The organism is Ruegeria sp. YKSF131, assembly GCF_059612645.1.
On sequence record NZ_JBXWQZ010000017.1, the window covers coordinates 60,035 to 73,374 of the forward strand.

The window sequence follows — 13,340 nt, forward strand, 5'->3', positions numbered from 1 at the left end:
GCACGGAGGATGCCATGAACGATCATTTCTCAACCCCCGAGGGCAATTTCCGCGGTCACGACCAGCAGAGCGTTTGGCAACAAGAGCCCGACCCGGAGATGACTGAAGTCGGCCCCGGCACGCCATGCGGCGAATATCTGCGCCGGTTCTGGATGCCGGTGGCGATGACTGACCAGATCGGCGACCTGCCCTATCGTCTGCGCATTCTGGGCGAAGATCTGGTTCTGTTTCGCGAAAAAAAAGAAGGCAAGCTAGGCCTGACCCATCTGCATTGCTGCCACCGCAATATGAGCCTTGAGTTTGGCATTGTAGAGGAAGGCGGCATCAGGTGTTCCTATCACGGCTGGAAATACGGACTTGACGGCACCATTCTGGAAACCCCGTGTGAACCACCTGCCTCTCAGGTCAAGAAAAAGGCTTGCCTGGGGGCGTATCCGGTGATCGAATACAAAGGGTTGGCCTTTGCCTATATGGGTCCGGCCGTCGCGCAGCCCCCCTTCCCGGTCATGGATACCTTCGATGACGAAGGTGACGAGTTGGTGCCCTATCTCATCAAGTCCCCCTGCAACTGGCTGCAAGTGATGGAGAATGCCTGGGATCCGTTCCATGTGGTCTACCTGCACACTCTGGCTGTGCGCAGCCAGTTCATCGACGCCTTTGCCGAAATGCCGATGATCGAGTTTCACGAAAGCCAGACCGGCGATTTCTACACGAATGTCCGGCGTGTGGAGGATATCGTCTGGGTCCGCATCCATGATCATATGTTGCCCTCGTTCACCCAGAACGGCGGTCATTTCCCGGTGCCGGATGGGCCGCGCTATTTTGGACGCTGCGGGCTGTCGCGCTGGATTACTCCAATTGACGACACCAACACGATGGTCATCGCCTGGCGGCATTTCCGGGATGCTGTGGCGAATGACGATCCAAAGGGTCTGACTGATAAAAGCAAGGTGGGTTTTGGAATGACCGATTTCTACGGCCAGGATCCCGACCGACCGTATGAGATGCGGCAACGCGATCCGGGGGACTATGACGCCTGGGTCAGTCAGGGGCCCAAGAATATCCACGCCCGCGAAAACCTCAGCTTTACCGACCGGGGCGTGGCCAAAGCGCGTCGCCTGCTGCGCAACGCCATTCGCGCTCTGAAGAGTGGCGAAAGACCGCCTCAACCCTCTGACAATTTCGCCGGCAAGGTGATACCGACATATGCTGGTGACACCATGCTGCGCATTCCATTGCAGGTGGGGCGGGACGACGGGGCAGTACTCAAAGAGATCTCGCATCAGGTAGCTGAAATCTACAAATCCGGTGACCACCTGCAGGGTGAGGCTCGCAAGTCGTTCATCGTTGATGCGCTGAAAGAGTATGAAGCGAGCTGGTCATGACAGCGCGCATCCCCCATAACCCCGGCCGAGTGGACTGGTCCGGTGAAAACCCGGGCATCTATCTGAAACAGGACCCCGACCAGGATCACTATGACACGCTGGCGCTTTTCTTTCGGGTGGTTCTGTCACCTTATGGTCGTGGACACGCAGCACTGATCCTCGGGGCGCCCGATCAGGCGCAGGGCTGGCCGCGTGTGCCAAACCTGGTCATGACCGATAACCAGCGGATGATGCGCTGGATCGTCGATGGATGGGTGACAAAGATGCCGACCTTCATTGGCAAGGCGGGTCTCGGCGCGATGAGCTGGCTGGACTGCGACAGCGTCGAAAAGCGCCCCCGCGATCTGAAGTCCCGATACTCCGAAACCCTGCGCGGCTCGGGCGTTACGGTCGAGATGATCTGGCAGGACATGGGTCCACCAATGCCGGTAGAGGTGACCAAGGAGAACTCGGCTACTAAAGCGCATGAAATGTATTCGGTATTTTTGGAGGCCAAGGCGGCGCAGGTTGTCATCAACGGCACCCGCCTGCCCGGTCAGGTCGCTAGCCGCCAGTTCTTTGGCCGCACCATGTCGACGGCCTTCCTCGCCTTCTCGGAAACCTGGGTAACCCCGCAGGAATATCTGTGATGCCTTTGAACGAACCTATCACACCCGGCATCGTCGACTGGACAGGCGAAAACCCGGGCATCCTGCTCAAAGACGACATTGACAACTTCTCAGCCATGGCGCTGTTCTTTCGCGTGGCATGGTCTCCGGTCGGCCAAGGTCAGGTGCTCTTGCTTTACGGAACCCCGGATCAGGTGGAAGGACCACCTGAGGCTCCGAACGTAATTCTCAGCGACAATCCTGATCTCACGGCTTTTCTGAAGACCAACTTCATCAGCAAACTGGCCGCTTTCGCCAACGCCCCTGCTTTCGCCACCCTGCCCGAGATTGGCGCGCAGGTTGTGCGTTCCTCAGGCGATCCGATGAGCCATCGCTACACCGAGACCATCGTAGGCGTGAACCTGACCGTTGAGCTGGTCTGGGAAGGGTTCGAACCACCCCGCGCGTTGGAACTGTCGCCACATGAGGTCGCCTCGGGCGAGCAGAACATGTTCTCGCTGCTGGTGCCTGCCCATTCGGCGCAGATCATTGTCAATGGCCATGCTTTGCCGGGCAAACTGGGTACACGGGTGCAGGCCGGATATGAGACGACGACGGCATTCCTGTATTTCTCGGAAACATGGATCATCCCGCCGGAGGATACGTGATGCTGCACGCCGCAGATCAGCTGGCCTTTGACAAGGCCATGGTGACCCAACCGGTCTGGAACCGGTTCAATACCGCGTCTGATGCGCTGGGTTTGGACGAGAACGTTCTGCTGCACGCAGGCCCCGCCTTTGCCAGCTTCGATCAGATTACTGCACCGATCCTGAATTCTGCCTGCGTCGCTGCTGTCTGGCAGGGGCTTGCGAAGGATTTCGATCAGGCCGAGGGGATGATCGACGCAGGTGAAATCCTCCTGAGACCTGCACAGGATCATAATGTGGTGACGCCGCTGGCCGCCGTGGTCTCGGCGGATATGCCGCTGCACACGGTTTATGACGCGTGGCGCGGTCGGCAGCAGGTTTATGCGCCGATCAATGGGGGTAGCCGTCCGGCAATGCGGCTTGGACTGCGGTCCAAGGCGGTGCTGGACCATATCCAATGGCTCAATACCCGGTTTCTAGACGTGCTGGAGAAAGGGATCGCTGAAGGGATTGCTCTGGTCCCACTCGCCGTGATCGGCCTGACGGGTGGGGATGATTGCCACGGGCGCACATCTGTAGCCGCGCAGGCGCTGATTGCCGAACTCAAGGATCGCACGCCGGGCGTGATCACGGATGACGATGTGCTGGCTTTTATGGATAGCTCACCTTCGCTGTTTCTGAACCTGTGGATGGCGGCAACTAAATGTATGATGAAACTGGCCGAAGGGATTGACGGCTCCAGCTTCGTCACCGCGGCAGGTGGCAATGGGCGCGAAACAGGCATTCAGATCTCCGGTCTGCCGGGCCAGTGGTTCACAATCCCGGCCAGCCCGCCCAAAGGGACGTTTGAGGTAGACCTGCCACAGGAGCGGGCGCTTGGTGCTATCGGTGACAGCGCCGTCGTCGAAGCCTTCGGGTTGGGGGCCATGGCCATCGATCTGAGCCCGGAGCAGAAAAAGGGTCTGGGGGCTTATCTGCCCGAAGATGCGCAGGCACGCATGTCCGGCCTGTCGGTCGGGGCGCATCCCTATTTCCGCGCATTGGATGTTCAATTGGGAAGCACCGCGCGCGGCGCAGTAGAACAGGGTTCAGGGCCCGTGATCGGCCTGGGCATTCTTGACCGGCTGGGCGAAGCCGGACGCCTGGGCGGAGGCATCTATGACATGCCTGTCACGCCTTTTGCCGACGCCCTGAAAGCGCTGGAGGCATGACGCAGCTGAACCATCACTCCGCCCACGCACTGGCTGCAATGATCCGGGCTGGCGAGGTGAAACCATCCGAAGTGATGGCGGATCATCTGGACCGGATCGAAAACCGTGAACCCGTCATCGGGGCTTTTCAGACCCTCGATGCCGAGCGCGCCATGGAGCGTGCAAGATCTGCCGACGCACTCCCCGTTGGCGGACCGCTCCATGGCGTGCCATTTGTGATCAAGGACATCATCGACACCGATGACATGCCGACCGGTTGGGGTAGCGACCTTTATTCGGATCGCCGCCCTGATCGGAACGCGACCTGTGTGCAGGCCTTTCTGGACGCAGGTGCCATTCCGATCGGCAAGACGGTAACCACCGAATTCGCCTATTTCCGACCCGGCAAGACTGCAAACCCGGCCAATCCGGGGCATACACCAGGTGGATCATCATCCGGTTCGGCCGCGGCTGTGGCTGATTTCATGGCCCCTTTGGGATTTGGATCTCAAACCGCGGCTTCGCTGATCCGCCCAGCCGCCTATTGCGGGGTCTGCGGCTTCAAGCCAACTACCGGACGCTACGATCTGACCGGTGTCATGGGTCTGTCCCTAAGCCTCGATACGGTGGGCATTCTGGCACGCGATCCCCGCGACCTCGCGCTGAGCGATGCTGTACTGTGCGGCACCGATCTGCTGCCCCCGGCAGATTTCGACGAGGCCCTTCCCCGCATCAGTTTGATGCGGGGGCCCTATTGGCAAGATGGTTCGCTTGAGATGCGCGACACCTGCACGCGCGCCCTGTCCGTACTTGCCGCCTTGGGCGCCGACACTGGTGAAATTACTCATCCGCATGTCTTCGCAGATCTGACACAAGCTCATATCACCGTTATGGGATACGAGGCCGCCCGTCTGCGCGCCGCCGAGCACGCCGTTGGAGTGCCGAAGATCAGCCAACAGTTTTACGACCTTATCACCGCCGGTTTGGAAGTCAGCGATGTGGAATATCACGCAGCATTGGCGGTACGGCATCGGGCAGAAGCAATGCTGGATCAGATGTTCCGGGACACGGATGCCTTGCTTGTGCCATCCGCCCCGGGCCCGGCACCGGAAGGACTTGGGGCCACCGGAAACCCTCTGTATTCGCGGATGTGGAACCTGTTGCAGGTGCCTTCGATCGCTTTGCCCTTTGGCGCGGATCAGAACGGGTTGCCACTGGGTTTTCAACTGATCGGTCGAAAAGGCGACGATACCAGGCTGCTGGATATTGCGCATTGGGCACACGGTGTTTTGGCGCAGTAGTCGCCCGACTATGGGATCAGCGGCAACAGCAATGCGAGCGACACCGGAATACTGATGGCCGCAATCAGCGTTTGCAGAGTCACGATTGCCGCCATCAATGGCGCATCACCGCCCAGTTGTTTGGCCAATGTGTACGACGACGCCCCGGTCGGAACGACCGAATAGACTACGGCAATCTGCAGGACATCCCTTGGCAAACCAACGGTCAATCCGATCACCAGCACGGTCACAAGGAAGACAACCATCTTTCCTGCAATGGCAAGAACCAGAGGCAATGCTCTGGCCGCCATGACCGGACCCGCAGGTTCGCCCCGACCGCAAGCAAAGTGATCGGCAATGCCCCGGCCCCAGAACATCCGTCACATCATGCACGACCGGTATCTGATCTCCGATCACCTGATTGGCGCTGACCGCCAGAAAGATCGAGATCACGTAAGGATTGCGCGCCAGCTCCCGCAGGATGGCCACGGGCAGGCTGTTGGCCCGGTCGCTTTTCAGCGCGCCGACCATCAGGATAACCATAACGATATTGGTGGTGGGCACAAAAATGGCGGTCGGAAGGATAGCGATATCCAGCGCGGCAGGACCGTACAGATTCGCCGCCAGTGCAAGCCCTATGAAAGAATTGTGCCGTGCACTGCCCTGCAGGATCGAGGTCGTCCGCGGCGGCGCATATCCCATCAGTTTAGCAGTGAAAACGGCATACAACAGCGCCGCGACGAACCCGCTCAGAATTGCGACCGAGTACAATCCCAGCGCCGACTTATCCAAAGGGGACAGAGAGATTTTGCTGAACAGCAGGCAAGGCATCAGAACCCAGTAGACAAGCTTGTCATTCAGGTTCCAGAAATCCGTGCTGGGAATTCCCCCTTTCGCAGGGCCAGACCCAGCGCAATGATCAAAAAGAACGGAAGAATTGAGGTTAGCGTCGACCGCATTACTATTCGCAGACAAAACCGGACAAGTTTGACCGGACATTCTCACGACCTGAATACCAACACAACGTAATATCGGGATTTGCCGAAATCCCTATCCGGTAGCGCCCACATCATCGTCGATGACAGCCATCGCGTCGATCTCAACCAACAGCGACGGGTCGGCCAACCCCTGTACCACCACACCGGTCGAGCAGTGATGCACGCCCTCGAACCATCGATTTATGGCCTCGTAAACGGCAGGGCGGTACGAGATGTCGGTGACGTAAACTGTCAGCTTGCAGACATCTGCCAAACTGCCTCCGGCCTCTTCCATCCAGCGCTGGATATTGCGGCAGGCCTGATCCGCCTGGGCACCGGGATCGCCTTCGCCAATCAGTGTTCCATCCAGCAAAGTACCAACCTGCCCCTGCATGAAAACAAAATCACCCCGGGCACGGATTGCCTTGGAATAGGTTGCTTTCGCGTGATAGCGCGTCTGGTACTTGTGGATGTGTGTCCGGGCCATGGCAGTTGCCTCCTCAGGCCGTTGCGCGGGTCAGAAAGTCGTCAATCATATCCGCAAAACTCTGTTCGACCGCAAACTCAATACCATCCCGACACCGCATCACCAAAGCCTTGAGACCAAAAACTTCGGTATAGGTAACTGCATCTGGCCCGAACACGCTGTCATGCAGGTCCATCGGACTGGCAATTGCCATCACCTGATCCGCATCCGTTCCTGTAATGCGAAAGAATGTCATGGTGTCCGAGATACGCACGATACTAATATCCGCCGGGCAGTCCGTTGGCTTCAGCTTTGCCTCCAGCGTATCTTCCTGTGCCAGCGGGGCCCGGGTGACCCAGTGGTTACGACCGATGTAAAACAGCTCGGTGTTGTCTTTATTCACACGGGTGTTCGGGCGATCCGGCAATAACGGCAGAGCGTCCCCGACCCAATTCGAAACCGCGTCAGGCGCTCCTTTGAGGTCGAATAGGGCCATCAGGCTGCGTCGTTCTATTTTTACGTCATATCTCATCTCAGGACCTAAGCAACTTGCCCTCGGGGTCGTGAAAGACCGGTTTCGTGACAGTGACCGGGATCACATCGTCCTTCAGCCGGACATGGGCGGTTTCGCCCTGTCGCGCGTGACCGTTTTCCAGCAACGCCAGTCCGACCCATCGTTTATTGACCACACTCCAGACGCACGCCGTGACCAACCCGTCAGTAGCCTCTTTCCGGCCACCGAGCGTCAGCGGCGCACCTTCGGGGATTTGCCGGTTTGGATCATCCGCCAGAATACCGACCAGCTCGCGTCGGGTTCCGCCACCTGCGCGACGTAGCGCGACCGAGCGTTTACCCAGATAATCCGGCTTTTTCTTCGACATCGCCCAGCCCATTCCCAGATCATAGGCGTCTACCGTGCCGTCGACCTCATGCCCCAGCGACAGGAACCCTTTTTCGACCCGCAAAACGTGGCTGGATTCTGAACCAACCGGCAGGATGCCAAAGGGCGCACCGGCCTCCATCACCTTATTCCACAGAGCTGCCATGTGGCGGGTGGCAACGTTGACTTCATAGGACAATTCGCCGGTGAAACTCACCCGCACCACTCGGGCCGGGAAGCCTGCGACAGTACCTTCGCGGAAGGACATGAACGGGAACGCCTCGGGTGAAAGGTCGATATCCGTACCCAGCGCCTGCATCACTTCGCGGGCCTTGGGGCCGCAAATGGTGGCGTTGTTCCACTGACTTGTGACTGTAGTGATCATCACCTGCCAGCCGGGGAATTCGGTTTGCAGCAACTTTTCCATATGCTGATTGACCGCATCCGCGTGCCCCGTCGAGGTCGAAACCAGCCAGCGGTGTTCGTCCAGCCGGAAGGCAACGCCATCATCCAGGATCAGCCCGTCATCCGACAGCATCAGCCCATAGCGCCCGTTGCCCGGTTTCAGGCTGGACATGATGTTGGAGTAGATGAAATCGAGGAATTGCGGAACATCCCGACCCTTCAGTTCAAAGGTGCCAAGGGGCGAGCCATCATAGATGCCAACGCCTTCCCGCACCGCCCGACATTCGCGATTGACGGCCTCTTGCAGACCTTCGCCCGGTTTCGGGAAGTATCCCGGTCGCCGCCAGCGCGCGCCAGCCTCATACATGACCGCGCCGTTGTCCTTGTTCCACTGGGTCACAGGGGTATGGCGATAGGGGAACAGCCCCCAGCCCTCCCGCAACCCGCCAATCGCACCGAAGGAAACAGGCGTATAGGGAGACCGGAAAGTGGTCGTTCCAACCTCTTGCAGCGGCACGCCTTTTTGCATCGCAACGGTGCCGATGATGTTGATATTGCCGGTCTTGCCCTGGTCGATCCCCATGCCGCCGGTGGTATAGCGCTTGACGTGTTCGACATTGTCATAGCCTTCGCGCAAGGCCAAATGCACATCACTGACCGAGACATCGTTCTGCACATCCAAAAAGGCTTTGCCGTGCTGGCCCGGAACATCCACCCGCCAGAGCGCTTCAATTGCATAAGGCAGATCGTCGCCACCCTCAACGATCTTGTTCAGCGTCAGATCTCCTGCCGCTGCCCCCACCGCGCGGCACTTCTGAACCGCCTGATCAGGGACAAATGCTGCCAGATCCCCATCAAACCGCAACGTGCTGCGGGATTGCGACCACAGGTGCACAGTTGGGCTCCACCCACCGGAGCAGCCCAGCACATCACAATGGATCCAGTGACCTGCTCCTCCGGTCATGGGAACGGCTTTGACCGCGCGAACCCTTTTATGACCACGTACATCACTTGCAACTGTTGCAGTGTGAACCGGGACATTCGGAACCTGATCCAATACCTCAGACGGGACAGTCTTGCGGCTGTCCAGAATGGCCATAACCTGCGTACCTGCCGCTGACAGATCAGCCGCCACAGCATAAACACTGTTGTTGTTGGTAAACAGCACCACACGCTGCCCAGGCGTCACGCCCCACCGGTTGACGTAAGCCTGCACGGATGAGGCCAACATCACACCGGGCCGGTCATTGCCGCCAAAAACCATGGCGCGTTCAGTGGCTCCGGTAGCAATAACAACTTCGCCGGCCCGCACGCGCCAACTGCGTTCCAGAATACTGTCCTGTTCCGGCTCGCGTTCGTTCACCATTATCAGATTGTGTTCGCGATAGGCCCAGACAGTTGCATTTTGCAGATGGGTGACATTGTCCATACCGCGCAGCTCAGCCACCGCATCCGCGACCCAGTCCATTGCGGGACAGCCACCGATCGAAAGATTGCGGTTGAGCAGACTACCGCCCGCCTCGGTGCCCTCATCCGCCAGAAACACACGTTTACCCGCGCGACCGGCCTCAAGCGCAGCTTGCAGACCGGCTGGGCCAGCTCCGGCGATCAGTACATCGGCGTGGGCGTTCCGGGCCTCAAAATGACCCCTCGCCGGAGGATTGGCGGGTGCCGCCGCCAGCCCTGCGGCCCGACGGATCGAGGGTTCAAACAGGTGCCAGTCCGGCCACTTGAACGTTTTGTAGTAGAACCCTGCGGGGATAAAGCGCGTCAACAGCTGATTGATCCCACCCAGATCGAACTCGGGCGAGGGCCAGCAATTGACCGACCGCGCGCTCAGCCCGTCGCGCAGCGGCACCGTTGTCGCAGGACGGTTGCCCGAAGCATCTTCGCCATCCAGTTCCACCAGTGTTGCGGGTTCTTCGGGCCCGTGCCCCATGATACCCCGCGGGCGATGATACTTGAAACTGCGGGCCGTGACCCGAACCCCGTTTGCCAACAGGGCTGAAGCCAGCGTATCTCCCTCGAACCCTTCATAGGGTTTGCCATTGAATGTGAATCGCAAAGGGCGGTTTCGGTCGATGCGCCCGCCCGAAGCGCGGCGGTTACTTTGTGCCATCGGACGCCTCCACAATGTCATGAGTCCGTGTGTCCCGCCAGATCGTGAACCATTCACCGCATCCGCGCGCGTGCCACCATTTCTCCTCAACCGGACCCAATGGGTTCGGCGTCACCGTCAGATATTCGACCCATTGTTCATCGCTGACAGCATTGGCGTCAGGGCGCTCCGCCCCGACCGGGCCGCCAAAAATAAACTCGTTTTCGTTTCGCTTGCCGCAGAATGGGCAGGGTAAAAGCATCATGATCCTGACCTTTCCTATCGCGCCGTAGTGGTTCCGGCTTCCATCACGAAGTCCAGATGCCGGAACCTGCCAAGAGTGAAGGGCGCCATAAGCGGGTGCGGTTCCCCCTTTGCCACCAGATGAGCCAGCGTCAGCCCCCCTGCTGGAATGGCCTTGTAGCCGCCCCACCATCCGGCAGTGACAAACAGCCCCGGAATCTCTGTCTGATCCATGATCGGCGAGGCATCATGGGCAATATCCAGATGCCCGCCCCATTGCCGCATCAGTTTGAGCTTCTTGAAACTCGGGAACAGGGACAGCATTGCGGTCACCGTGTCTTCGAATACGTGTTGCTTGATGTCACGGCGGAAACTCTGCCCCATGTCGGGCGCACCGCCGATCACCATCTCGCCCTTGTCGGATTGACTGAAATAGAACCCGCTGTCCGGGCAGTTCACGATCACATCGACCAACGGCTTGACCGGTTCGGACACAAACGCGGTCAGGTTCATCGTCCGTAGCGGCAGTTTCAACCCGGCAGTTTCAGTGAGCGTGGTTGTGTGACCCGAGACGGCCACAACCACCTTCTTTGCCCGGACAACGCCCCGGTTGGTCTCAACCCCTTCGATCGAGCCATCTGCCCCGCGCAGCAGGGATTGCACCGCCGTCTGCTGATGAATCTCTACTCCAAGCGCGTCAGCCGCACGGGCATAGCCCCAGGCCACGGCATCATGCCGGTTCACGCCGGCATCCGTATGCACCATGCCGCAGATCACCGGCAGCCGCGCATCCGGCCCGCCGCCAGTCAGCGCCGGAATGCGGCGGCGCAATTCCTCGGTGCTGATCTGTTCATAGGTCGATCCATAGATATCCATCACCAGCTGTCGCCGCCGCAGTTCGCGCAGCTTGGGCCAGGTCTGAACCACATCCACCATGGTTCGTTTGGAATGCATCATGTTGAAGTTCAGCTCATCCGTGAGACCTTCGTACATGGCGACGGATTTGACGTAGAATGGGATCGATTCATCCCGCATGTAGTTTGATCGGATAGTCACAGTGTTCCGGGCAATGTTGCCGCCACCCAACCAACCACGTTCCAGCACAGCCACATCGGTGATGCCAAACTCTTTGGCTAGATAATAGGCGGTGGCCAGACCGTGCCCCCCCGCCCCGATCACCGCTACATCGTACCGATTCCTCAGCGGCGGACTACGCCAGGCTCTGGGCCAGTTCTTATGCCCGGTCAGTGCGTTCCGGGCGAGCGAGAAGATGGAATACTTTTGCATGGTAGTAATAATATTGATTAATACGCACATTCCGTCAATAGACTTATGGCCATGTAAAACGATCCGTCATGTGTTCTATGCCAATGCGAAAAATTAGGTTAAGTTGGCTGGTGAAAGGTGCCGCAATGAGCCTTCGCATTGAACAGTTCCATCGACGTCTTGCCGGCAAATGGTCGGCCCGATCGCTTTGGCCCTGTTTCATTATAAACTGCCGCAGTTCACCCATCACGTAACGCCGGACAAACCGGGTGCAACGCGCCTGCATACTGCAACCGCCTCAATGGAAGAGGCGTTGAATTGGACGTTACATGACACAGACATCTGACCTGAAGATCATTCAGGAAACCTATGCACGCGACGGAGTCGTGCTGCTGAAACAAATTCTGTCGCAGGATTGGCTTACCAAACTACGCAAGGCCGTAGATGAAGAGGTTTCTAAAGGCGAGCGCTATTTTGCCTACAAGAACATGCGCGAAAACCCGGGCGTATTTCAGGATTATTGCCTGACATCGGATATCGGCCAGCGCGTGGCTGAGGTGGCGGGCAGCCCGTGGACTTCGCTTATCTATGACCAGATTTTTGCCAAAGAGCCGGGGACAAAAACCCAGACGGGCTGGCACACCGATCAACCCTATTGGCCGGTGGCCGGACCAATCATGACCATATGGATCGCTCTGGACCCGGTTGACCCAGACAATGGCGCGCTGGAGTTCGTTCGTGGATCACACGCTTGGGGTGCCAAGTACCGGCCTTTCAAAACCGACCAGCTTGGGGCGTTCCTGCACTATCTTGAGGAAGACAACCCCGATTATATCGACATGCCTGATTTCGAGGCCAACCGCGCCGCCTACGACATCTTTCACTACCCAAAGATGGAGCCCGGCGATGCGCTGGCATTTGACGGCATGACAGTGCATTCGGCAATGGGCAACCGCACCTCAACTCGGCGCAGACGCGGCTATGCCGTCCGATTTGCGGTAGAGGGCGCCATCTACCAGCCACGCGATGCCGTGACAGAGTGGCTGCATGACGACAGTTTGCGCCCCGGCGCACCTTTTGCCGGAGGGCGTTTCCCAGTGATCTACGGCGCGGCGTAACCGGCGGCGGACACCGGTCCTCTGATTGCACAGTGAATAACTTGACGTTATTCTGCTATCGTCACAGCGTTGGGCCATTATCGTCATGGCCCAACCCCGCGGCACATTTTCCAACGCGCCCTAAGCAGTGCGACCGTTGATGTGTAGTTAGAAAGTGCCGCCACAGTGCGGCATTTTTCATCTCGCTTCTGTGGCAAAGAAACAGGAGGCAAAGATGAAACCCACCAACCCTAACGCAAAGGTACATATCCGGGACGCAGAGCCCGATGACATGCCTTTTCTACTGTCAATGATCCGCGCTCTAGCCGCACATCACGGTGATGTCCCAAACATCAACGCCGCAGTGTTAGAGCGGGATGTGTTCGGCAATCAGCCATGGGTCTATGTGCTGGTTGCCGAAACGAAAGGCGAGGTCATCGGCTATGTCACCCTGAGCCCGCTAACACAGTTGTAGCTAGGCCGTCGCGGTATCGTCATGCACCACCTTTTTATTGGACGGCTGTATCGCCGCATGGGTGTCGGGCGGCAACTTATCGAAAGCGCAAAACAAAAGGCGCGCGCGCTGTCCTGCTCTTACATGATGGTCGGCACCCACCCCGACAATTCAGAAGCCCAAGCCGCCTACCTGGCTGAGGGTTCGAACGACAGGACGCAGCGCATCCCCGGCTTCACGTCCCCCTCGATGCCTAAAGCACCCCGCCAAAAACCTGAATCGTGTGGATTCCCATGAGAGCTGAATTGTGATTCATCCTGTTTGGGAGGATGGATCATGTCGGCACCTTTACCGGAAGCGCTTCG

16 protein-coding genes are annotated in these 13,340 nt (G+C 58.5%); 10 read left to right on the forward strand and 6 right to left on the reverse strand.

Going from position 1 to position 13,340, the window contains the following annotated elements:
* The first annotated feature begins 14 nt into the window (after window positions 1–14).
* From AC2FLZ_RS08445 to AC2FLZ_RS08465, 5 genes are read left to right on the forward strand one after another with little or no spacing between them, the layout of a single operon-like run.
* Window positions 15–1,385 (forward strand): Rieske 2Fe-2S domain-containing protein, encoded by a 1,371-nt coding sequence (locus AC2FLZ_RS08445; RefSeq protein WP_480520646.1) that lies wholly within the window; start codon window positions 15–17, stop codon window positions 1,383–1,385.
* Window positions 1,382–2,014, forward strand: coding sequence for a hypothetical protein (locus AC2FLZ_RS08450; RefSeq protein ID WP_496715897.1), 633 nt, complete (start codon window positions 1,382–1,384; stop codon window positions 2,012–2,014). Before AC2FLZ_RS08445 ends, AC2FLZ_RS08450 begins: the two co-directional genes overlap by 4 nt.
* Window positions 2,014–2,640, forward strand: a complete 627-nt coding sequence (locus AC2FLZ_RS08455) for a hypothetical protein (RefSeq protein ID WP_496715899.1) — start codon at window positions 2,014–2,016, stop codon at window positions 2,638–2,640. The genes AC2FLZ_RS08450 and AC2FLZ_RS08455 overlap by 1 nt, the downstream gene beginning before the upstream one ends.
* Window positions 2,640–3,830 (forward strand): YlbE family protein, encoded by a 1,191-nt coding sequence (locus AC2FLZ_RS08460; RefSeq protein WP_496715901.1) that lies wholly within the window; start codon window positions 2,640–2,642, stop codon window positions 3,828–3,830. The genes AC2FLZ_RS08455 and AC2FLZ_RS08460 overlap by 1 nt, the downstream gene beginning before the upstream one ends.
* Window positions 3,827–5,110, forward strand: coding sequence for an amidase (locus tag AC2FLZ_RS08465; RefSeq protein ID WP_496882068.1), 1,284 nt, complete (start codon window positions 3,827–3,829; stop codon window positions 5,108–5,110). Before AC2FLZ_RS08460 ends, AC2FLZ_RS08465 begins: the two co-directional genes overlap by 4 nt.
* Window positions 5,111–5,118: 8 nt before the next feature.
* On the opposite strand, the gene AC2FLZ_RS08470 is transcribed toward AC2FLZ_RS08465, so the two are convergent.
* Complete coding sequence (locus tag AC2FLZ_RS08470) at window positions 5,119–5,466, reverse strand: AEC family transporter (protein WP_496882069.1); 348 nt, start codon at window positions 5,464–5,466, stop codon at window positions 5,119–5,121.
* Window positions 5,467–5,476: 10 nt separating this feature from the next.
* Between AC2FLZ_RS08470 and AC2FLZ_RS08475 the strand changes: the two genes are divergently transcribed.
* Window positions 5,477–6,118, forward strand: a complete 642-nt coding sequence (locus tag AC2FLZ_RS08475) for a hypothetical protein (RefSeq protein WP_496882070.1) — start codon at window positions 5,477–5,479, stop codon at window positions 6,116–6,118.
* Window positions 6,119–6,139: 21 nt separating this feature from the next.
* On the opposite strand, the gene AC2FLZ_RS08480 is transcribed toward AC2FLZ_RS08475, so the two are convergent.
* Genes AC2FLZ_RS08480 through AC2FLZ_RS08500 form a run of 5 tightly spaced genes read right to left on the reverse strand, consistent with a single transcriptional unit; the run spans window position 6,140 to window position 11,445 of the window.
* Window positions 6,140–6,553: a RidA family protein gene (locus AC2FLZ_RS08480; RefSeq protein ID WP_480555228.1), complete on the reverse strand. Its 414-nt coding sequence runs from the start codon at window positions 6,551–6,553 to the stop codon at window positions 6,140–6,142.
* Between the two features lie 13 nt (window positions 6,554–6,566).
* The gene (locus AC2FLZ_RS08485; RefSeq protein ID WP_480520662.1) at window positions 6,567–7,028 is read right to left on the reverse strand and encodes a sarcosine oxidase subunit gamma family protein; all 462 of its coding nucleotides are present in this window, start codon (window positions 7,026–7,028) and stop codon (window positions 6,567–6,569) included.
* Window positions 7,029–7,065: 37 nt separating this feature from the next.
* Window positions 7,066–9,936, reverse strand: a complete 2,871-nt coding sequence (locus tag AC2FLZ_RS08490) for a 2Fe-2S iron-sulfur cluster-binding protein (protein ID WP_496882071.1) — start codon at window positions 9,934–9,936, stop codon at window positions 7,066–7,068.
* Window positions 9,923–10,180 carry a sarcosine oxidase subunit delta gene (locus AC2FLZ_RS08495; RefSeq protein WP_480478006.1) on the reverse strand — a complete coding sequence of 86 codons (258 nt, stop codon included), beginning with the start codon at window positions 10,178–10,180 and terminating at the stop codon, window positions 9,923–9,925. Before AC2FLZ_RS08495 ends, AC2FLZ_RS08490 begins: the two co-directional genes overlap by 14 nt.
* A gap of 14 nt (window positions 10,181–10,194) precedes the next feature.
* Window positions 10,195–11,445: an FAD-dependent oxidoreductase gene (locus AC2FLZ_RS08500; protein WP_480496288.1), complete on the reverse strand. Its 1,251-nt coding sequence runs from the start codon at window positions 11,443–11,445 to the stop codon at window positions 10,195–10,197.
* A gap of 169 nt (window positions 11,446–11,614) precedes the next feature.
* Here AC2FLZ_RS08500 and AC2FLZ_RS08505 point away from each other — a divergent pair, with 169 nt between their 5' ends.
* The 4 genes from AC2FLZ_RS08505 (at window position 11,615) to AC2FLZ_RS08520 (ending at window position 13,272) form a co-directional block, all read left to right on the forward strand.
* Window positions 11,615–11,770 (forward strand): hypothetical protein, encoded by a 156-nt coding sequence (locus tag AC2FLZ_RS08505; RefSeq protein ID WP_496809271.1) that lies wholly within the window; start codon window positions 11,615–11,617, stop codon window positions 11,768–11,770.
* The gene (locus tag AC2FLZ_RS08510; protein WP_480555231.1) at window positions 11,754–12,542 is read left to right on the forward strand and encodes a phytanoyl-CoA dioxygenase family protein; all 789 of its coding nucleotides are present in this window, start codon (window positions 11,754–11,756) and stop codon (window positions 12,540–12,542) included. Before AC2FLZ_RS08505 ends, AC2FLZ_RS08510 begins: the two co-directional genes overlap by 17 nt.
* 214 nt (window positions 12,543–12,756) lie before the next feature.
* The gene (locus AC2FLZ_RS08515; protein ID WP_496882072.1) at window positions 12,757–12,996 is read left to right on the forward strand and encodes a GNAT family N-acetyltransferase; all 240 of its coding nucleotides are present in this window, start codon (window positions 12,757–12,759) and stop codon (window positions 12,994–12,996) included.
* A 21-nt stretch (window positions 12,997–13,017) separates the two neighbouring features.
* Window positions 13,018–13,272 (forward strand): GNAT family N-acetyltransferase, encoded by a 255-nt coding sequence (locus AC2FLZ_RS08520; RefSeq protein ID WP_496882073.1) that lies wholly within the window; start codon window positions 13,018–13,020, stop codon window positions 13,270–13,272.
* Window positions 13,273–13,340 lie beyond the last annotated feature (68 nt).